Here is a 17733-nt window from a genome sequence, read left to right on the forward strand (position 1 = left end):
GGGAATACCCGTGCCCCCATCGCGTTGAACTTGAGCGAACCCCACTCAAGTTCAAGGAGTACAGGTGCCCGAAGACTTCAACCCCGATGCCGGATCGAGCTCGTTCGACGACTTCCTCGCCCGGTATCTCGCGGGTGAGCAGGCGCGGCAGGCACGGTCGATCGACCTCAGCCGCTTCCTGACCGCCCGCACCCAGAGCATCCTGCAGCGTGCCGGACGCTTCGCGCTCGAGCGCGGCCAGACCGACCTCGATGCGCTGCACATCCTGCGCGTCATCGTCGAGGACGAGTCGGTCGCGCAGGCGATCCGCCGCGTCGGCGCGAGCCCCGAGCGCATCATCACCGCCACCGAGGCGCGGCTTCCCGCGACCCGCGGTGACGAGGGTGGGTTCGGCGACCTCAACGAGCGTGCCAACTCGGCGACCATCACGCCCGCGGCATCCCGCGCCCTGTTCCACAGCTACCAGGTGGCCCGCTCGTCGGGTGCGACGTACATCGACCCCGAGCACCTCTTCTTCGCGCTCGTGCTGGGACAGGATGCCCCCGCCGGCCAGGTGCTGGCGCGCGCCGGCGTGACCGCGGAGGCGCTGACGCAGCAGGTGCGCGAGACGATCGACGGCGGCCTCGGCGACGAGGGTTTCGATACGCGTTCGACTCCGTCGAGCGCTACTCAACCCACGGATACCCCCATGCTCGACAAGTTCGGCCTCGACCTCACCGCCCTCGCTGAGAACGGCGAGCTCGACCCGGTGATCGGGCGCGTCGACGAGATCGAGCAGACCATCGAGATCCTCAGCCGCCGCACGAAGAACAACCCCGTGCTGATCGGCGAGGCCGGCGTCGGCAAGACCGCGATCGTCGAGGGCCTCGCCCGCGCGATCGTCGAGGAGAACGTGCCCGAGGCCCTCCTCGGCAAGCGGGTCATCTCGCTCGACCTGCCCGGGATGCTCGCCGGCACCCGGTACCGCGGCGACTTCGAGGAGCGCCTCACGAAGACCATGGAGGAGATCGCCGCGAACAAGGGCGAGTTCATCGTCTTCATCGACGAGATCCACACGGTCGTCGGGGCGGGCGGCTCCGGCGACGGCGGCACCGACGCGGGGAACATCCTGAAGCCCCGCCTCGCGCGCGGCGACCTGCACCTGGTCGGCGCGACCACCCTCAGCGAGTACCGCCGCATCGAGAAAGACCCGGCGCTCGAGCGCCGCTTCCAGCCGGTGAAGGTCGGCGAGCCCTCCATCGAGGACGCCGTGCTCATCCTCCACGGCCTGAAGTCCGCGTACGAGCAGCACCACGGCGTCGAGTACACGGAAGCCGCGCTCCGCGCCGCCGTCGAGCTCAGCGACCGCTACCTGAGCGACCGCGTGCTGCCCGACAAGGCGATCGACCTCATCGACCAGGCCGGCGCGCGCCTGCGGCTGCGCCTCGGCGTGAAGGTCGACGTGAGTGTCCTCATCGAGCGCCTCGCGACCCTCGAGGCCGACAAGAACGCCGCCGTCACGGCCGAGCACTACGAGGAGGCATCCCGCATCCGCGACGAGATCCAGCAGGTGCAGGACCGGCTGGAGGTCGCGACCTCCGGCGGGCGAGGAGCGTCTTCCGGTGGTCGAGTAGCGCCTTCCGATGGTCGAGTAGCGAGCGCCAGCGAGCGTATCGAGACCACTGAGGGTGGTTTCGACGAGCTCAACCACCGGAGCGGCGACGAGCTCAACCACCGGGAAGCCGTCATCGACGAGGCCGAGATCGCGGCGGTGATCTCGCGGGCCACCGGCATCCCGGTGAACCGCCTCACCGAGGGCGAGCGCGAACGCCTCGCGACCCTCGAGGCCGAACTGCACGCCCGGGTCATCGGCCAGGACGACGCGGTCACCGCCGTCGCCAAGGCCGTGCGCCGCAACCGCACCGGCATGGGCGACGCGAAGCGTCCGGTCGGCTCGTTCCTCTTCCTCGGACCGACCGGCGTCGGCAAGACCGAGCTCGCTCGCGCGCTCGCCGACCGGTTGTTCGACGACGAGGGCGCGATCATCCGGTTCGACATGAGCGAGTTCGGCGAGCGGCACACGGTGTCGCGGCTCGTCGGCGCCCCTCCCGGATACGTCGGCTACGACGAGGCCGGGCAGCTCACCGAGCGCGTGCGGCGCAACCCGTACTCGATCGTGCTGTTCGACGAGATCGAGAAGGCGCACCCCGACGTGTTCAACCTGCTGCTGCAGGTGCTCGACGACGGACGCCTCACCGACGGCCAGGGCCGCACGGTCGACTTCCGCAACACGGTCGTGGTCATGACGAGCAACCTCGGTTCGGAGTTCCTGGCCTCGCGGTCGGGTGCGCTCGGATTCGTGGCATCCGCGGATGGTTCGGCCAACGGATTCTCGTCGCAGGACGACCTGCGCCAGCGCGTCATGGGCAAGGTGCGCGAGGCGATGCGCCCCGAGTTCCTGAACCGCATCGACGAGATCGTCATCTTCCAGAAGCTGTCGCAGCCCGAGATCGCGCAAATCGTGCGCCTCATGCTCGGAGCGACCGTGTCGCGGCTCGCCGCGCGCGAGGTCGCCTTCGAGGTGACGGATGCCGCGGTCGCCTGGCTCGCCGAGCACGGCTACGAGCCCGAGTACGGCGCGCGCCCGCTGCGCCGGCTCATCCAGCGCGAGGTCGACGACCGCATCGCCGACCTGTTCGTCTCGGGTGCGCTGGGCGACGGCGAGGGCGTGACGGTGGATGCCTCGGGCGACGCGCTCGTCGTGGCATCCGTGCCGCGCGTCCACGTGGACGTGCCGCGCGCGGCGTAGCCGCCGACCTCGGTGGTCGAAAAGCGCTGCCGGCATTCCGATGCTCGAGAAGCGCCGACGGCATTCCGGTGGTCGAGTAGCGCCGACGAAGGCGACGCGTATCGAGACCACACGGCCCGGCCCCTCCGAGGAGGGGCCGGGCCGTTCCTCGTGTCGCGACGGTCGGGTGTTCCTTCGAGGTCGGAGTCAGCCATGCGAGGCGGAGTGGTCCCCGTCGCCGGCAGGTGACTCGCTCGGCTTCAGCAGCTGACCGTTCGGGGACCGCTTGAGCAGGAGGGCAGCCCGATCGAGGGCCTTGCCGATCGCGTACTGGCGATCGGCGGCAACCGTTTCGCCGAGCTTGGCGTAGTCGTCGGACGCGGTGAGTTCGTGACCGCGTGCCGTCGAATCAACGCGACCGCGGCGCCGACGATCTCCGCGTTCAGTTCGAACTCGGTCGCGTCCTTCTCCCAGTCCCGTTCTCGTTTACTCCGAGCGTTCGTCGCCGCGATGCCCACCTACCGGTCGTCGGATCAGGGCGACCACTGATCCCGGGGCAGCCCACGCGGCCTAACATGCCGCCATGTGGGCCCCCGTCAAGGTCGCCGTCGGCACCAGCCCGAGGAGGCTGAGCCCGACCGACGCATCGAGGAGCGGGCCAAGGAGGAGCGCGCCGCGGCCCCGCCGAACGGGACGGCCGTTGCCTCCTCCGGCCTATCGTTCCCGCCCGCCCGCGCGGTCGACGACCCCGCAATCCGATTGACCGGTCGGCAACCCCGAATCCGGCGCGCAGGATGACGATCCCGGCAGGCATCATGTCCATGGCACTCGGCACACGACGATGGAAGCGGGCGTTCGTCGCGGCGTCCGTCGTGACCGGCACACTCGCATTGAGCGGCTGCGTCACGGCCTCCGAGGACGGCGGTCGTCTGAGCGATTGGACCACCGGCATCGGGGCCGGCTGGGACCGATTCATGACGGAGGTGCTCACCCCGCTCGGGAATGCCCTGTTCGCGATCCTGGTGGCTTGGGTCGCGATCGCCGTCGTCGCGCGCCTCATCACCTTGCTGCCGCTCATCCGGAACCTCCGGGTGTCACGGCGGACCGGGACGCTGTTCCGGTCGATCGGATGGTCGCTCCTCGTCGCCACTCCGATCGTCACCGTGCTGACGACCGCGTTCGCCACCGACCGCCTGGTCACGTGGCTGGCCGTCTCGACGCCGCTCGCCTGGCTGGCCGCCATTACGCTCGGGATCGGCCTCGCAACCCGAGCCCGTCTCGACGCGAAAGTCATCGCGCCGAGCGGCGAATCGAACGAGGCGTGGGCGATCGACGCGCTGATGCAGATGCGCAAGGTCTATCCCGTCATCCTCCGACGGCGGGTTCCGGAGGTCGGCGCGCCCGACCTCAGCGAATTCATCACGCTCGCCGATCGAAGCGGGAGCGGGATCGCCTCGGCGATCGCCTGGGTCATCCAGGCGCTGTTCAACGCGACACCGTGGCTGCTGCAGGTGACGATCTTCGACGGGCGTTCGGCTGCCGCGACGATCCGCCGGAACGGGATGGCGATCGGCGAGGTCGAACTCGACCTCGGACGTGGGGATCTCGACTCCGACCAGCACCGCAATCTCCTGGTGCTCGCCGCCGCGTTCGCCGCGTCGACGATGGAAGGGCGATATCCCGACGGCGGACCTGCGATCACGACGGCCTGGGAGCCCGTGGGCTATCGACTGGTCGCCGCGCGGTCGACGGGGGAGGAGCGGCAGCACTACCTCGCCAGGGCGAAGGCTGCCGAGTCGGCTGGCATTGATCCCGTGATTCCGGCGCTCGTCGAGGATTCGTGACCTGGTCTCGATACGCGTCGCCGCTTCGCGTCGGCGCTACTCGACCACCGGGTGGCGTCGCCGCTTCGCGCCGGCGCTACTCGACCACCGGGAAGCCTCGCCGCTACCCGACCACCGGGGCGGCCGCCGGGACCCGGAACAGCTCGGTGCGGGCGATGACGCGGTCGCGCTCGGGGGCGAGCTCGAGCCGGCGCGGGTCGGCGAGGTACGCGTCGAGCAGCGCCTGGCTCGGAACCCGGTAGAGCTGCACCTCGGTCGGATGCTCCGCCCCGCGATCGCTCCGGATGCGCTCGGTCACCTCGATGGCGTAGTCCGGCATGAGCGCGAGCACGCGATCCTCGTAGGCCACGAGGTCGTCGTCGAGCCCAGGGTGCGCCCAGAGCAGGCAGCAGATCGTGAACGCCGGCTCCGCTCCGGCGGGCGGGGCGGATGTCTCGGACGACGCGCCGCCCGGGGCATCCGCTCGCCCGTCCGCGCGCCGCGACCAGGTGCTCGGCTGCAGCAGCCCCTCGAGGCCCGCGTAGCCCGCGCTGTGCACGAACATCGCCACGAACGCGGCGACGAGCACGGCGACCCCGGCGATCCAGTTCACGTCCCAGAACGTCGTCACCATCCCGGCGACCGCCGTCCCCACCCCGATCGAACGCGCGACGGTCACGGATCGGGCCTTCGCCGCGCGGTGGCGATAGAGCTCCTGCCAGTTCAGCGCGATGAGCGCGGCGAGCACGGGGATGGCCACCGCGAAGAGGATGACGCTCGCGATGCCGAGCGGCGACGGCTCGCCGCTCGCGACGTACGGCTGCACGAGCACGATGCAGATGCCGACGAGGGCGCCGTACATCAGGTTGTTCTGTCGCAGCCATTCGTCGGCCAACCCCGACTCGACCTGCCGCACGTGCTCGGCGAGCTCGTCTTCCCGCATCGACGCCTCCGTTCTCGGACCCAGGGCGATTCTCGCAGCGATCCGGGCGTCAGGACCGAGCGCGGCCGCGGCCGACTCCCCGGAGCCCGCGCCCGCCCGCGCGGACGCTGCCGAAGTGGAATGCGACGACGAACGCCATCGCGACGGCGCCGAGCGCGACGGCGACGCGCTCGCCGGGCGTCCGGATGCCCCGGCCGAGCAGCACCGCAGCCACCACCGCATTGACCGCGCTCCACGCGACGTTCACGACCGGCGCGGAGAGCCCGACGCCCGGCGGCGAGGCGAACGGCGTCGGGAACGGTTCGCCACGCACGCCCGCGGTCCCCTGCGGGATCGCGTTGACGAGCAGCGCGCCGCCGGCGGCGCAGCGCAGGATCGAACGGGCGGTCGACATGCGGACACTCTAGGCCCGCTCGCTGCCGGGCCCGACTGCCGACTCGGGGCCGCCGCCGGGCGCGTGTCGGTGGCGCCCAATAGGTTCGGCGCCTGACCGAGACCGAGTTCTACGCCCTCATCGATGCCGCGCGAGTCGATGCCGGCCCGCTCGCGCCGAGCGCCGACCCCGACGCGCTCCGGGAGGTGCTCGCGTCGCTGCCCGACGAGCAGGTCGCGGCGTTCGGCGTCGAGTTCCGTCGGCAGCTCGTGCGACTCAATGACTGGGCGGTCTGGGATGCCGGGTACGCGGCATCCGGCGGCCTGAGCGATGACGCATTCCACTACTTCCGTTCCTGGTTGATCGGCAAGGGGGCGCGGGCGGTCCAGCTCGCGCTCGAGTCGCCCGACGAGCTGGTGCCCTTCCTCGACACCGACGAGCTCGAGAACGAACTGCTCGAATACGTGGTCGACGAGGTGCTCGAAGAGCGCGGTGTCGACCTCGACGAGGACGACGACGACGACGACGATGAGGACCTCCGCGGACTCGTCGACGGCGAACCGGCCGGTGAGCCGTTCGACGAGGAGACCTCCGACGATCGGCACCCCGGTCTGGCGGCCTGGTGGAATCGCGTGAGCGGCGGGGTGCACCCGTCCGATCCGGCTGAGGAGTTCGATCTCTGACGCTCGGCGATGCAGGCGCGCGGCCGAGTCGGCCTCGTGCGGAACGAGTTCGCGAACTCAGGGCTGGTCCGGATGCCGCGAGCCGCGGTCCGCGGCAGGCTCGGTGTCATTCGTGGGAATGCGCGCGCCGACCGGCCCGCGGACGAGGAGAGGGACGGACGGCGTGGCGACGCACCTGGAGCACGTGACCGGGCAGATCGGGGAGCGGTCAATCCTGCCGTGCGACTGCGAGCGCGGAGTGGACCACGCGCGGCCGACGTCGCGCGGCGCGTTCGACGGCTCGGACTGGGCGGTCGCGCCGGCGGGCCGCACGCACGCGCCGGTGGGGGACCGCGCCGCGAGCCGAGTCACCGAGTCGCCCCGAGGCGCTACTTCGAACCGCGGCACCGCGTCGACCCGGGCCGCATCCTCGACCCCGGTACGGCACGACCGACTCGTTCCCGCGCGACGGCTGTTCAGCCGCTCGCCCCGCGGCCGCCACTCGGCCTGATCGGGCGCGACCCGGTGCTGCCGATCCGGGACGGGGCATCCGATCGTCCGTCCGCGGTGGCCTGCGTGTCGGCCGCGGCGCCTACGGTGGGCACATGGACCTGAACTTCCGCGGAACGATCTGGTACTGGCGCGGGCCCGCGCCCTTCCACTTCGTCACGGTGCCAGTCGCCGAGTCGGAGACGATCGCCGAGGTCTCGCCGGCCGTCACCTACGGGTGGGGCATGGTCCCGGTGTCGGCGCGCATCGGCGACAGCACGTGGACCACCGCGCTCTGGCCGAAGGACGGCGGCTACATCCTCCCGGTCAAGGCGAGCGTGCGCGCGGGCGAGGGGGTCGACGTCGACGACGTCGTCGAGGTCCGCATGTCGATCGCGATCTGAGGCGGGCGGGCATGGCCGACCTCCCCTGGGACGTGAAGCGCGTCCACCCCGAGTGCTATGCGCCGAGACGCGGCGCGGACTTCGCGCTCGTCGAGGTCCCGCCGATCCGGTATCTCGCGATCGACGGACACGGCAACCCGAACTCGGCACCCGCCTACGCGGCCGCGCTCGGCGCGCTGTACCCGGTCGCGTACACGCTCAAGTTCACGGGCCGGCGCGAGCACGGGCGCGACGCGGTCGTCGCGCCGCTCGAGGCGCTCTGGCGCGCGGATGACCCGGGCGCCTTCGTCGCGCGCGACAAGTCCGCGTGGTCGTGGACGGTGCTCATCGCCCAGCCGGACTGGGTCGACGAGGCATCCGTCGACGCCGCCGTGGCCGCGGTCCGCGTGAAGAAGCGGCCGGATGCCCCGCTCGCGGCCGCCCTCGACGGGCTCCGCCTCGAACGGATGCACGAGGGGCTGTCGGCGCAGATCCTGCACGTCGGCTCGTACGACGACGAGGCGCCGACGCTCGCGCGGCTCCACGACGAGTGGATGCCCGAACGCGGGCTCGCGTTCGCGGGCGACCACCACGAGATCTACCTGGGCGACCCGCGCCGGGTCGCGCCCGAGAAGCTGCGGACGATCCTGCGACAGCCGGTGCGGACCGCGTAACCGCACCTGCGCCGTTCGGCCCCCCTGCCGCCGACCCGCGGAGCGCTCGGTCCCCCCAGTGAAACCGGGTGTTCGCGCGGGTCGGCGGCCTCCCCGCACGCGCACGCACGGCGGGGCTTCAGAAGGGAGACGCGGAACATGTCGATATGTGACAACCCTCCGGATCGGATAGCCTCGCGACCAACGGCATCCGTCGTGCAGCACCCGAACCCGATCTCCAACCCGATCTCCGAACCCGAGCGGAGGATCCATGCAGGCCGAGTCGTCACCCCCGATCGCCGTCGGGCCCGCCGAGGTGCTCCGCACGATGTTCGCCGAGCAGCCCGATCGGTTGCGCCGGCGCGCGGTCAGCCTCGGCCTCCGGCACGAGGACGCGGAGGATGCCGCGCAGGCGGTCGCCCTCACCGCACTGGAGCACGTCGAGGAGCTGCGCAGCGCGGATGAACCGGCGATCTGCGCCTGGGTCGACACGATCGCGCGACGCGTCGTGATCGACGAGTACCGCCGGCGCGAGCGCGAGCGCTCGATCATCGGCGAGGTCGGTCGCGGTGCCGAGTCCGACCCCGCCACCGGCGCGCGCGCTCGTGGCGTGCTCACCGTCGTGGTCGAGAGCGCCGAGGCGGCCTGGGAGCACCAGTCCCGGGTTCGGCAGACCGCGCTCGCGATCCAGGCGCTGCCCGACGTGCTGCGCGAGGTCGTGGAGCTGCGCTACGGCAACGAGCTGCCGACGCGCCGGATCGCCGAGGAGCTCGGCCTGTCGGATACCGCCGTCCGGCAGCGCCTCACGCGTGCGCGCGCCGCGCTCGCGGAGCAGGTGGGCGGAGCCGACTGAGACCCGGTCAGGGCCCGTCGGCGTGGCGGTGCACGACCTTCCAGGCGCCGCCCTCGCGGCGGTACACCTGCGTCGCGCGGAGCGTGAACGTGCGCGGTTCGGAGTCGATCGACGCGGTGATCCGCTCGTAGCCGACCGTGTAGGCCATGTCGCCGACGACGTCGTACGCGATCAGGTCGAACTCCCACGCGGAGCAGTCCGAGAAGTTCCGCGCGACTGCGTCGAACGCCTCGACGAGCGCGGCCCGGCCGACGGCGCTGCGCCACGCCCCGAACACGCTCACGGGATCGCCCGAGGACCAGATCGACCGGCGGGGCGCGTCGTCGCCGTTCATCATCGCCCGCTCGGCCTGGACCAGCTCGTCGTCGAGCCAGGTGAGGAACTCTTCACGATCGCTCATGGGTTCAGGATGCCGCGCCCGCGCGCCGACCACAATCGCCACGCCGCACGGGCCCGCGGGATCGTGCGCGCGTCGGACGCCTCTGCGAGGATGCCGTCGTGCGCGAGTTGAGCCGGCGCATCGAGTCCGGCATGCAGGTCTACCCCGGCGACCCCGAGGTGCGCGTCGAGCCGGCCCTCGACCTCGCCCGCGACGGCGCGGCCGTCGCGGCACTCCACCTCGGTTCGCACACGGGCACGCACCTGGATGCCCCGGCCCACGCGATCCCGGGCGGACGGACGACCGCCGCCGTCCGGCTCGAGGAACTCGTCGGCGACGCGCTCGTCGTCCACCTCGGTCCGCTCGCGCCTCGGGCCCGCATCTCGTTCGCCGACCTCGACCGCGCGGTCCCCGGCGGGCTGCCGGCGCGCGTGCCGCCGATCGTGGTCGTCGACACCGGGTGGGCGTCGCGGTTCGGGACCCAGGCGGCGCTGGAGCATCCCTACCTGGACCCGGATGCCGCGGCCGAACTCCTGCGCCGGGGCGTGCACGTGCTCGCGACCGACGCGCTGAGCCCCGACCCGACGGCGGGCGGCGAGACGGACCCGGCCCAGGAGGGCTCGGCGCAGGGCGGCCCGGCGCAGGTCGAGCCCGGATTCCCCGTGCACGCCGCCGTGCTCGGCGCGGACGGGCTCATCGTCGAGAACCTCGCGAACCTCGACGGCCTGCCGGAGCAGGTGCGGGTCGGGTTCTTCCCGCTGCCGATCGACGCGGACGGCGCGCCGGTTCGGGCGGTCGCGTTCGACGCCGAGCCCGACGACGACGAGCCCGACGGCGCCGGCCGATGACGGCCGATCCGGTGGTCGCGACGCTCGTCGTCGACCTCGCGAACGTCATGGGGTCGCGGCCCGACGGCTGGTGGCGCGATCGCGCCGGCGCGGCCGCGCGACTGCTCGCGGCCCTCGCACCGCTCGCGGGCCGCTCGGTCGCCGGGCCCGCCGATGGACCGGTGGTGCTCCGCGAGATCGTCGCGATCGTCGAGGGTCGGGCGAGGGACGCGGATGTCCCGCCCGGGGCATCCGGCCTCACCGTCGTCCTCGCGCCGGCCGACGGCGACACGACCGTGGCCGAGGTCGCGGCCGCGAGGGCGGCGGCCGGCGAGCAGGTGCTCGTGGTGACCGCCGACCGCGGCCTGCGCGCGCGACTGCCCGAGGCCGCGCAGGTCGTCGGCCCGGGCTGGGTGAACGCGCTGATCGGGCGCTGACGTCGCCGGTGGTCGGGTAGGGAGCGGAGCGACCGCATCGAGACCATGTCCGCGGTGGTGGTCTCGATACGCGTCGCCGCTGCGCGTCGGCGCTACTCGACCACCGGTGGGCGTCGCCGCTGCGCGTCGGCGCTACTCGACCACCGATGGACGGCGGGTGAGCTCGACGCGGCAGCGGTGGGCGGTCACGAACGGCTCGACGCGTCGGAGCGCGAGCGGACCGTCGACCTGCCCGAGCACGTCGCGCACGAGTTGCGCGTGCGTCGCGCAGACGAGCGCCGTGTCCTCGTCGAGGAGGTCGTGGTATCGGCACGGCGCCAAGTCGAAGGTGAGCGCCGACTCGTCGGCCTCGGGTTCCAGGCCCGCGTCGTCGAGGTGCTCGTAGAGCACGTCGAGCTGGGCCCGCAGGCCGTCGTCGCGGGCGGCCGTCTCCTCGTGGGCGTCGATCTCGCCAGGGCTGTCCGCCGCGCCGATCGCCGCGCGCAATAGCGCACCACGCCGGCGGGCGTCGGCGATCCGCTCGCGCGCGACCTCGCTCGACGCGGCATCCCGAACCGGGTGGTACCCGACCGGCGGGCGCCCGCGCGTCCGAGTCGGCATCGCCTCGCTCCGGATGAGGCCTTCGCGCTCGAGCACCTGGAGGTGGTCGCGCACGGTGTTCTGCGGGAGGCCGCAGGCCTCGGCGAGGTCGCGGACGCGCAGGCCGGGCTCGCGCTGGATCGCCCGGAGCAGGCGGAGTCGACTCGGCTGGGTGAGACCGCGGAAGTCTCCGACGCGACGGGGCACCGCTGGATTCTACGCCGTGTCGAATTTCTCCGGTCGAACGGCGGGCGGCCATCCGCGCCCGAGGTCGAGACTCGTGCCGACGCACTCGCGCACAGGAGCAGTCGCGCACAGGAAGGGAACATCCATGCAGCTCTCACCAGAGTCCGAAGCGATCGTCCGCGCCACGGCCGGCGTGGTCGCCGCGCACGCCGAGGAGATCACCCGCACGTTCTACCCCGCCATGTTCGCGGCGCACCCCGAACTGCTGCGGGTCTTCAACCGCGCGAACCAGGCGGTGGGCGAGCAGCCGAAGGCGCTCGCCGCCTCGGTCGTCGCGTTCGCCGTGCAGCTCATCGACCCGGACGCGCCCGACTTCTCGCCCGTCATGCGGCGGATCGCGCACAAGCACGTCTCGCTCGGCATCAAGGCCCGCGACTACACGATCGTCGGCCGGCACCTGCTCGACGCGGTCGGCACCGTGCTCGGCGACGCCGTCACCCCCGAGGTGCGCAGCGCGTGGGACGAGGTGTACTGGCTCTTCGGCTGCTCGCTCATCGCCGCCGAGGCGAAGCTCTACGCCGAGGGCGGCACCGACCCCGAGCACCCGTGGCGCGAGTACCGCGTCGTCGAGCGCATCGACGAGTCGGAGGAGGTCGTCTCGCTCCTGCTCGCACCCGTCGCGGGTGAGGTGCCCGCGCATCGCACCGGCCAGTACGTCGCGATCGCGGTCGACCTCCCCGACGGATCCCGCCAGCCGCGGCAGTACACGATCTCCTCGGGTCCGCGCGGTGATTCGCTGCGGATCACCGTGAAGCGCGTGCGCGGCGTCGACGGCGCCCCCGACGGCCAGGTGTCGACGTGGCTGCACGAGCACGCACGCCCGGGCACGGTGCTCGACGTGTCGCAGCCGGCGGGCGACGTTGTGCTCGACGACACCGACGCGCCGCTCGTGCTCGTGTCGGCGGGCATCGGCATCACGCCGATCGCCGCGATCCTCGAGGACCTCTCGCGTCGCCAGCCCGCCCGCACGGTGCGCCTGTTCCACGCCGACCGCGCCCACGACACGCACGCGCTCTACCCGTCGCTGCGCCGCCAGGTGCTCGCCATGGAGGACGCCCGCGCGCAGAACTGGTACGAGGTCGACGCCGATGCGGCGCCCACCCTGCACCCCGCGCTGCCGGGCTTCATGGACCTCAGCGAGGTCGAGTTGCCGGATGCCTCGTCGGTCTTCATGTGCGGCCCGCTGCCGTTCATGCGGTCGATGCGCACCACGTTGATCGACCGCGGCATCCCGGCAGAGCGGATCCACTACGAGGTGTTCGGTCCCGACCTGTGGGCGCAGCGGCCCGCGGCGTGAGGTTCCGGCCGGCGGTCGGGGAGCGCCCGCGCTCCGGCCGCCGGGCGGGCCGGAGCATCCGGATCGCCGGTCGCTGCCGACCGGCGAGGCATCCGGCCCGTTTCGCACGCGACGGCGCGCTTGCTAGCATCCAGCGGTGAGTTCCCGCCGCAGGGTGGTCGGCATCGTCGCCGCCGCCATCGTCCTCGTCCTCGTCGCCGCCGTCGTCGCGGTCTACTGGTGGCAGCGCCCGCTGCTGCTCACCGGCACCGGCTACGCAGCGCACAACGCGTGCGCGGTGACCGAGGTCGCGGGCCGCGCGGACCCCGCGAGCGACCTGCCGCCCAACCCGCTCGTGCCGTACCTGCGCGAGTCCGGTGAGGCTGGCGACCCGACGTCGGCGACCGTCCTCGGCGTGCTCGCGCGCCAGCAGGCCTGGTACACCGAGGGCTTCGGCTGCACGCTCGCGGGCGAACGCCCCGACCTCGGCGAGGCGACCGCGATCGAGGGCGGCGCGAACCCCTACACGGATGCCCCGGCCCCGGCCGCCGACGCCGACCTCGAGGCGGCGATCGCGCTCGCGTTCGGCGACGACCTCGACGCCGACGCGGCCGCCGCGCTCGGCACGCGCGGACTCGTGGTGCTGAAGGACGGGGAACTCGTGGGCGAGCGCTACGCCGACGGCTTCGAGGCATCCACCCCGCAGCTCGGCTGGTCGATGTCGAAGAGCGTGACCGACCTCATGGTCGGGGTGCTCGCGAAGCAGGGCGTCGTCTCGCTCGACGACGACCACCTGCGCCCCGAATGGACCGACGGCCGGGCCGACATCACGGTCGAGCAGCTGCTGCGCATGACCAGCGGGCTCGAGTGGGACGAGACGTACGACCTCGGCACGCCGATCACGCGCATGCTCTACCTCGAGCCCGACATGGGCTCGTACGTCGCGAGCCTGCCGCTCGAGTCGACGCCCGGCACCGTGCAGGAGTACTCGAGCGGCTCGACGACGCTCCTGTGCTCGGTGCTCGCAGGGCGCACCGGCCTCGGGGCGAACCTGCCGCGCGACACGCTCCTCGGCCCGCTCGGCCTGACCTCGGCGGTGTTCGAGCCCGACGCCGCCGGGACGCCGGTGTGCTCGTCGTACCTGTGGGCGTCGCCGCGCGACTGGGCCGCGATCGGCCAGTTCGCGCTGCAGGGCGGCGAGTGGGACGGCGAGCAGCTGCTGCCGGACGACTGGATGGCCCGGAGCCTCACGGTCGAGCCGGTGGAGGAGACGGACGACGCGGGCTACGGCATGGCGTGGCGCGTGAACCGCCTGCCCGACGGCAGCCTGCGCTGGCCGACCCTCCCGGAGGACGCGTTCTCGGCGAACGGCCACGACGGCCAGGAGATCATCGTCGTGCCGTCGGCCGGCGTCGTCGTGGCCCGGCTCGGGTTCACGCCCGAGGTCGACGAGGAGCCGACCGTCGTCGGCGTCGTGGAGGCCGCGATCGCCGGGTAGGCGCCGCCCGCGTCAGATCGCGATGAGCTCGTCGTCGTCGTCGGCGAGCCGGTCGGCGTAGTGCGCGTCGACGAGGATCGGCAGGTGGTCGCTCGACCCGCGCGGCAGCGTCTGGACGCTCCGCAGGTCGAACCCCGTCGAGGTCGCGAAGTCGTAGTGGCCACGGAAGAACTTGTACCGGGTGTAGGTCCGCGAGTCGCTGAGCGTCAGCTCGTACCCGTTCTCGCGCACCTTGTCGGCGAGGTTCTCCTTGAAGACCGGGTAGTTGTAGTCGCCGACCATGAGCGTGGGCAGCCCCGGGCCGAGCTCCTGGAGCTGGGCGTGCGCAGTCCGGATCTGGTGGCGCCGCAGCGAGTTCAACGCCGTGAGCGGCGCGGCGTGGAAGGACGCGACGACGAGTTCGCGGTCGTGCTCGATGTCGTGCAGGCGCACCGCGAGCAGGCGCTCGTGCGCGGGCCGGAGAACCCGGTCGTGCAGCGACTTCTTCAGCGCGAAGGCGCGGATCGCGCGCGGCAGCACGCGGTCGGGGCGGTAGTAGATCGCGAGGCCCAGCCGGTTGCCGGTCGTCGAGTGCGCGAGCTGGAGGTGGTGCCCGATGTCCTCGGCGAGGCCCGACGTCTCGCACTCCTGGAGACAGATCACGTCGGGCGACCAGCGCTCGTCGAGCGCCGCGAGTTCCGAGATCGCGCGGTGCTTCCTGAGGTTGTAGCTGATCACCAGCATCGCGGTCAAGCCTAGGACGAATCAGTCGCCCGATGGCTGGAGGTTGGCTGCCAGACCGCCGCCGGAACCGCCGGAACCGCCCGACGCACCGCGAGCGACCAAGCGCCGGCCGCTGCCGAACACGATCGCCGCGTCGGGCATCGCGACCGAGAGGAACGGCCGCCGCCCGGCGAGGTGCCCGAGCGGACCGTCGGGCGCGAAGCGCCACGACGCGCGCGCGAGCCGCACCGCGCCGGCCATCGACGCGGGCGCGAGCACCTCGCGCCCGTCGAGGCGGTTCGCCATCGGCAGCGGTGCGCGGATGCCCCGGAGCCCGAGCGCCGTCCGCCGCGCCCGGACGGCGACGATGGCGGTGCCGTCGACGCGCACGTCCACGGCGGTCGCGGCATCCTGTTCGGTCCGCTCGAACTCGGCGAGGTGCTTCGGGATGCTCCAGAGCCCGCGCCCGCCCGCGAGCGAGGCCGGGCTGTCGACCCAGATGCGGGGGATCTGCACGCGGAGCTCGTTCCCGCGCGCGACGAGGTGGGCTTCGAGCAGCTCCTCGTACCGGAGCACGCCGCCGGCGACGTACGCGATCGACGCGACGCCGACGATCCGGTGCCGGCCCGAGCGCACGGGCTCCCACCCGTCGGGGCGGGCCGGCCCGTCGTCCGGCATCGCCGATTCGGGGACGAGGAAGGCCGAGACGATCGCGCGGCCGCGCAGCTGCCACGGCTCGGGCGGGTACGCCTCGGCGGGCAGCTCCCGGCCGCCCCAGGCGAAGTCCGTCGGTTCGAGCACGGCCGTGCGGCGCGCGTACTCGGTCGTGCCGCCGGGCCAGTTCGACGTCACGCGGCCGGTCTCGGGGTGCCGGTACCAGCTGGCGCAGCCGGTCCACACCGAGTCTGCGAGGCGCCCCTGCACGTCGGCGTCCCACTCGGCCTCGGCGCGGTCGGTGACCTCGACCGTCGAGGCGCCGGTGCGGCGCATCCGATCGACGACCTGCCTGAGGTGCCGGGCCTGCGCCTCCTCCATGAGCAGGATCGACGAGCCGCCGAGGTTCGTGTTCGGGCCGTAGCAGACGAACAGGTTCGGGAAGCCCGGCACGTACATGCCGAGGTGCGCACGGGCACCGCCCGACCAGTGGTCGTGCAGCAGCCGGCCGCCGCGGCCGCGGACCTCGATGCGGTCGAGGAACTGCTGCGCGTCGAAGCCGGTCGCGGTGACGACGGCGTCGACGTCGAACTCGCGTCCGTCGGCGGCGCGCACGCCGGTCGGCGTGAAGCCCGCGACGCCCTCGGTGACGAGCGTGACGTTCGGCCGCTGGAGCGCGGGGTAGTAGTCGTTCGAGAAGAGCACGCGCTTGCAGCCGAGCCGATGCGCCGGGGTGAGCGCCCGGCGGAGCGCGGGGTCGCGCACCTGGCGCGCGAGCTGGAACCGCGTGAGCGCCGTGAACACCGCGGCCTGCGGCGTCGCCGGGTCCATCGCGCGCGAGAGCTGCTCGCCGATCGCGGCCCAGAACCTCCGTTCGAGCGCGATCCCCGGCCCGTACCAGCGCGGGAGCGGGCCGTCGAACTTCGGCAGGACGTGGTTCGCCGAGCGGCTGAACACGACGAGCTCGGATGCCTCGGCCGCGAGCTTCGGCACGAGCTGCACCGCGGTCGCCGCCGACCCGACGACGGCGATCCGGCGCCCGCGCGCGTCGAACCCGTCGGGCCACCCGGCGGCGTGGACGACCTCGCCGCCGCCTGCGACGAACGCGTCGCGGCCCGGCAGGTCGGGCGACCTCGGCGTGGCGAGCTGGCCGACCGCGCTGATCAGGACATCCACCTGCTCGGTACGGCCGTCGTCGAAGCGGACGGTCCAGGATGCCTCCGCCTCGCTCCACTCGGCGCCGACGACCGTCGCGCCGAACCGGGTGCGCGCGGTCACGCCCTCGGCGTCGGCGACGCGGCGGAGGTAGGCGAGGATCTCGGCCTGCCCCGCGTAGCGGCGGGTCCAGGAGCGCTCGGGCGCCCACGAGAACGAGTACAGCGGCGAGGGCACGTCGCACGCGGCGCCGGGGTAGCGGTTCTCCCGCCAGACGCCGCCGATGCCGTCGGCGCGCTCCCACAGGCGGACGTCGTCGTGTCCGTGCCGCAGGAGTTCGGCGGCGACGCCGACCCCGCCGAAGCCGGCGCCGATGATGCCGATCGAGGTCACGATCCGGCCTCCGTCGGGCTCGGGGCATCAGTCTCGCGCGCATCGGCGACCCGGACGGCGGCCAGGAGCGCCGGGACCGCGACGTCGAGCACGTCCTCGCGCCCGAGCGTGCCGCGCTGGAGCCACTCGCGGCAGAGCGCCTTGAGGAGCGGTGCGAGCGCACGCACGCGGGCACGCACGCGCGGCTCGTCGTCGGCGCCGATCGCCGCGAGCACGAACCGGGCGGCGCGGTCGTCGCTCGCGTCGATGATGGCCTGCACGTCGGAGCCCTCGCCGATCGTCTCGGCTCCCGAGGTGTTCACCCACCCCTGCCCGTAGGTCGACGCGCCCTCGAGCAGCCAGTCGATGACGAGCCGCGCGCGTTCGGGGCGGGGGAGCGGGTCGAGGTCGGGGAGCGAGCGCACCGGGAGCCGGACGCTCTCGGCGAGCACCGCGAGGAAGAGCTCGCGCTTGGAGCCGAAGTAGTGGTGCAGGAGGCCGCGCGCGACGCCGGCCGCGGCGGCGAGGTCCTCCATCGACACGGAGGCGTAGGGGCGCTCGCGGTAGAGCTCGCGGGCGGCGTCGATGATGCTCGCCCGGCGTTCCTCGGGGGCGAGTCTGACGCGCACGGCTTCGGACACGAGCCGAGTCTGGAACGCTAT

Annotated in this window: 17 protein-coding genes; 10 read left to right on the top strand and 7 right to left on the bottom strand. The window is 72.8% G+C overall.

The window, feature by feature from the left end; all coding sequences use genetic code 11:
• The first annotated feature begins 64 nt into the window (after nucleotides 1–64).
• Together ACDF64_RS09160 and ACDF64_RS09165 are read left to right on the top strand one after the other, a co-directional pair.
• Nucleotides 65–2788, top strand: coding sequence for an ATP-dependent Clp protease ATP-binding subunit (locus tag ACDF64_RS09160; RefSeq protein ID WP_394550613.1), 2724 nt, complete (start codon nucleotides 65–67; stop codon nucleotides 2786–2788).
• Between the two features lie 851 nt (nucleotides 2789–3639).
• Nucleotides 3640–4611, top strand: coding sequence for a hypothetical protein (locus tag ACDF64_RS09165; RefSeq protein ID WP_394550615.1), 972 nt, complete (start codon nucleotides 3640–3642; stop codon nucleotides 4609–4611).
• A gap of 103 nt (nucleotides 4612–4714) precedes the next feature.
• On the opposite strand, the gene ACDF64_RS09170 is transcribed toward ACDF64_RS09165, so the two are convergent.
• Nucleotides 4715–5533, bottom strand: a complete 819-nt coding sequence (locus ACDF64_RS09170) for a hypothetical protein (protein WP_394550617.1) — start codon at nucleotides 5531–5533, stop codon at nucleotides 4715–4717.
• A gap of 49 nt (nucleotides 5534–5582) precedes the next feature.
• Nucleotides 5583–5927: a hypothetical protein gene (locus tag ACDF64_RS09175; RefSeq protein WP_394550619.1), complete on the bottom strand. Its 345-nt coding sequence runs from the start codon at nucleotides 5925–5927 to the stop codon at nucleotides 5583–5585.
• A 92-nt stretch (nucleotides 5928–6019) separates the two neighbouring features.
• On the opposite strand from ACDF64_RS09175, the gene ACDF64_RS09180 reads away from it, so the two are divergent.
• The 4 genes from ACDF64_RS09180 (at nucleotide 6020) to ACDF64_RS09195 (ending at nucleotide 8946) form a co-directional block, all read left to right on the top strand.
• Complete coding sequence (locus ACDF64_RS09180) at nucleotides 6020–6589, top strand: DUF4240 domain-containing protein (protein ID WP_394555092.1); 570 nt, start codon at nucleotides 6020–6022, stop codon at nucleotides 6587–6589.
• Between the two features lie 584 nt (nucleotides 6590–7173).
• Complete coding sequence (locus ACDF64_RS09185; RefSeq protein ID WP_394550621.1) at nucleotides 7174–7461, top strand: DUF1905 domain-containing protein; 288 nt, start codon at nucleotides 7174–7176, stop codon at nucleotides 7459–7461.
• A gap of 11 nt (nucleotides 7462–7472) precedes the next feature.
• Entirely contained in the window at nucleotides 7473–8114 is a 642-nt protein-coding gene (locus tag ACDF64_RS09190; protein WP_394550623.1) for a GyrI-like domain-containing protein, read from the top strand.
• A gap of 250 nt (nucleotides 8115–8364) precedes the next feature.
• Nucleotides 8365–8946 carry an RNA polymerase sigma factor gene (locus ACDF64_RS09195; RefSeq protein ID WP_394550625.1) on the top strand — a complete coding sequence of 194 codons (582 nt, stop codon included), beginning with the start codon at nucleotides 8365–8367 and terminating at the stop codon, nucleotides 8944–8946.
• 7 nt (nucleotides 8947–8953) lie between these two features.
• On the opposite strand, the gene ACDF64_RS09200 is transcribed toward ACDF64_RS09195, so the two are convergent.
• On the bottom strand, nucleotides 8954–9346 hold the full coding sequence (locus tag ACDF64_RS09200; RefSeq protein WP_394550627.1) for a nuclear transport factor 2 family protein: 393 nt from the start codon (nucleotides 9344–9346) through the stop codon (nucleotides 8954–8956).
• Between the two features lie 98 nt (nucleotides 9347–9444).
• Between ACDF64_RS09200 and ACDF64_RS09205 the strand changes: the two genes are divergently transcribed.
• Both ACDF64_RS09205 and ACDF64_RS09210 read left to right on the top strand, forming a co-directional pair.
• Nucleotides 9445–10173, top strand: a complete 729-nt coding sequence (locus ACDF64_RS09205) for a cyclase family protein (protein ID WP_394550628.1) — start codon at nucleotides 9445–9447, stop codon at nucleotides 10171–10173.
• The gene (locus tag ACDF64_RS09210; RefSeq protein WP_394550630.1) at nucleotides 10170–10589 is read left to right on the top strand and encodes a hypothetical protein; all 420 of its coding nucleotides are present in this window, start codon (nucleotides 10170–10172) and stop codon (nucleotides 10587–10589) included. Before ACDF64_RS09205 ends, ACDF64_RS09210 begins: the two co-directional genes overlap by 4 nt.
• Nucleotides 10590–10721: 132 nt before the next feature.
• On the opposite strand, the gene ACDF64_RS09215 is transcribed toward ACDF64_RS09210, so the two are convergent.
• The gene (locus ACDF64_RS09215) at nucleotides 10722–11375 is read right to left on the bottom strand and encodes a winged helix-turn-helix transcriptional regulator (RefSeq protein WP_394550631.1); all 654 of its coding nucleotides are present in this window, start codon (nucleotides 11373–11375) and stop codon (nucleotides 10722–10724) included.
• Nucleotides 11376–11499: 124 nt separating this feature from the next.
• Here ACDF64_RS09215 and ACDF64_RS09220 point away from each other — a divergent pair, with 124 nt between their 5' ends.
• Nucleotides 11500–12711: a globin domain-containing protein gene (locus ACDF64_RS09220; RefSeq protein WP_394550633.1), complete on the top strand. Its 1212-nt coding sequence runs from the start codon at nucleotides 11500–11502 to the stop codon at nucleotides 12709–12711.
• A gap of 136 nt (nucleotides 12712–12847) precedes the next feature.
• A complete protein-coding gene (locus ACDF64_RS09225) occupies nucleotides 12848–14188 on the top strand; it encodes a serine hydrolase domain-containing protein (RefSeq protein WP_394550635.1) in 1341 nt (446 codons plus the stop codon).
• A 12-nt stretch (nucleotides 14189–14200) separates the two neighbouring features.
• On the opposite strand, the gene ACDF64_RS09230 is transcribed toward ACDF64_RS09225, so the two are convergent.
• From ACDF64_RS09230 to ACDF64_RS09240, 3 genes are read right to left on the bottom strand one after another with little or no spacing between them, the layout of a single operon-like run.
• Entirely contained in the window at nucleotides 14201–14911 is a 711-nt protein-coding gene (locus tag ACDF64_RS09230) for an endonuclease/exonuclease/phosphatase family protein (protein ID WP_394550636.1), read from the bottom strand.
• 21 nt (nucleotides 14912–14932) lie between these two features.
• Nucleotides 14933–17092, bottom strand: coding sequence for an FAD-dependent oxidoreductase (locus ACDF64_RS09235; RefSeq protein ID WP_394550638.1), 2160 nt, complete (start codon nucleotides 17090–17092; stop codon nucleotides 14933–14935).
• Nucleotides 17089–17712 carry a helix-turn-helix domain-containing protein gene (locus tag ACDF64_RS09240; protein ID WP_394550639.1) on the bottom strand — a complete coding sequence of 208 codons (624 nt, stop codon included), beginning with the start codon at nucleotides 17710–17712 and terminating at the stop codon, nucleotides 17089–17091. Before ACDF64_RS09240 ends, ACDF64_RS09235 begins: the two co-directional genes overlap by 4 nt.
• Nucleotides 17713–17733: the final 21 nt, after the last annotated feature.

The organism is Agromyces sp. MMS24-JH15 (genome assembly GCF_043518605.1).
GTDB lineage: Bacteria > Actinomycetota > Actinomycetes > Actinomycetales > Microbacteriaceae > Agromyces.

Bases quoted from the DNA above. Each gene is read 5' to 3' on its own strand.
- ACDF64_RS09210 (WP_394550630.1), top strand. From the start codon at position 10,170: ATGACGGCCGATCCGGTGGTCGCGACGCTCGTCGTCGACCTCGCGAAC.
- ACDF64_RS09175 (WP_394550619.1), bottom strand. From the start codon at position 5,927: ATGTCGACCGCCCGTTCGATCCTGCGCTGCGCCGCCGGCGGCGCGCTG.
- ACDF64_RS09195 (WP_394550625.1), top strand. From the start codon at position 8,365: ATGCAGGCCGAGTCGTCACCCCCGATCGCCGTCGGGCCCGCCGAGGTG.
- ACDF64_RS09220 (WP_394550633.1), top strand. From the start codon at position 11,500: ATGCAGCTCTCACCAGAGTCCGAAGCGATCGTCCGCGCCACGGCCGGC.
- ACDF64_RS09190 (WP_394550623.1), top strand. From the start codon at position 7,473: ATGGCCGACCTCCCCTGGGACGTGAAGCGCGTCCACCCCGAGTGCTAT.
- ACDF64_RS09185 (WP_394550621.1), top strand. From the start codon at position 7,174: ATGGACCTGAACTTCCGCGGAACGATCTGGTACTGGCGCGGGCCCGCG.
- ACDF64_RS09230 (WP_394550636.1), bottom strand. From the start codon at position 14,911: ATGCTGGTGATCAGCTACAACCTCAGGAAGCACCGCGCGATCTCGGAA.
- ACDF64_RS09200 (WP_394550627.1), bottom strand. From the start codon at position 9,346: ATGAGCGATCGTGAAGAGTTCCTCACCTGGCTCGACGACGAGCTGGTC.
- ACDF64_RS09170 (WP_394550617.1), bottom strand. From the start codon at position 5,533: ATGCGGGAAGACGAGCTCGCCGAGCACGTGCGGCAGGTCGAGTCGGGG.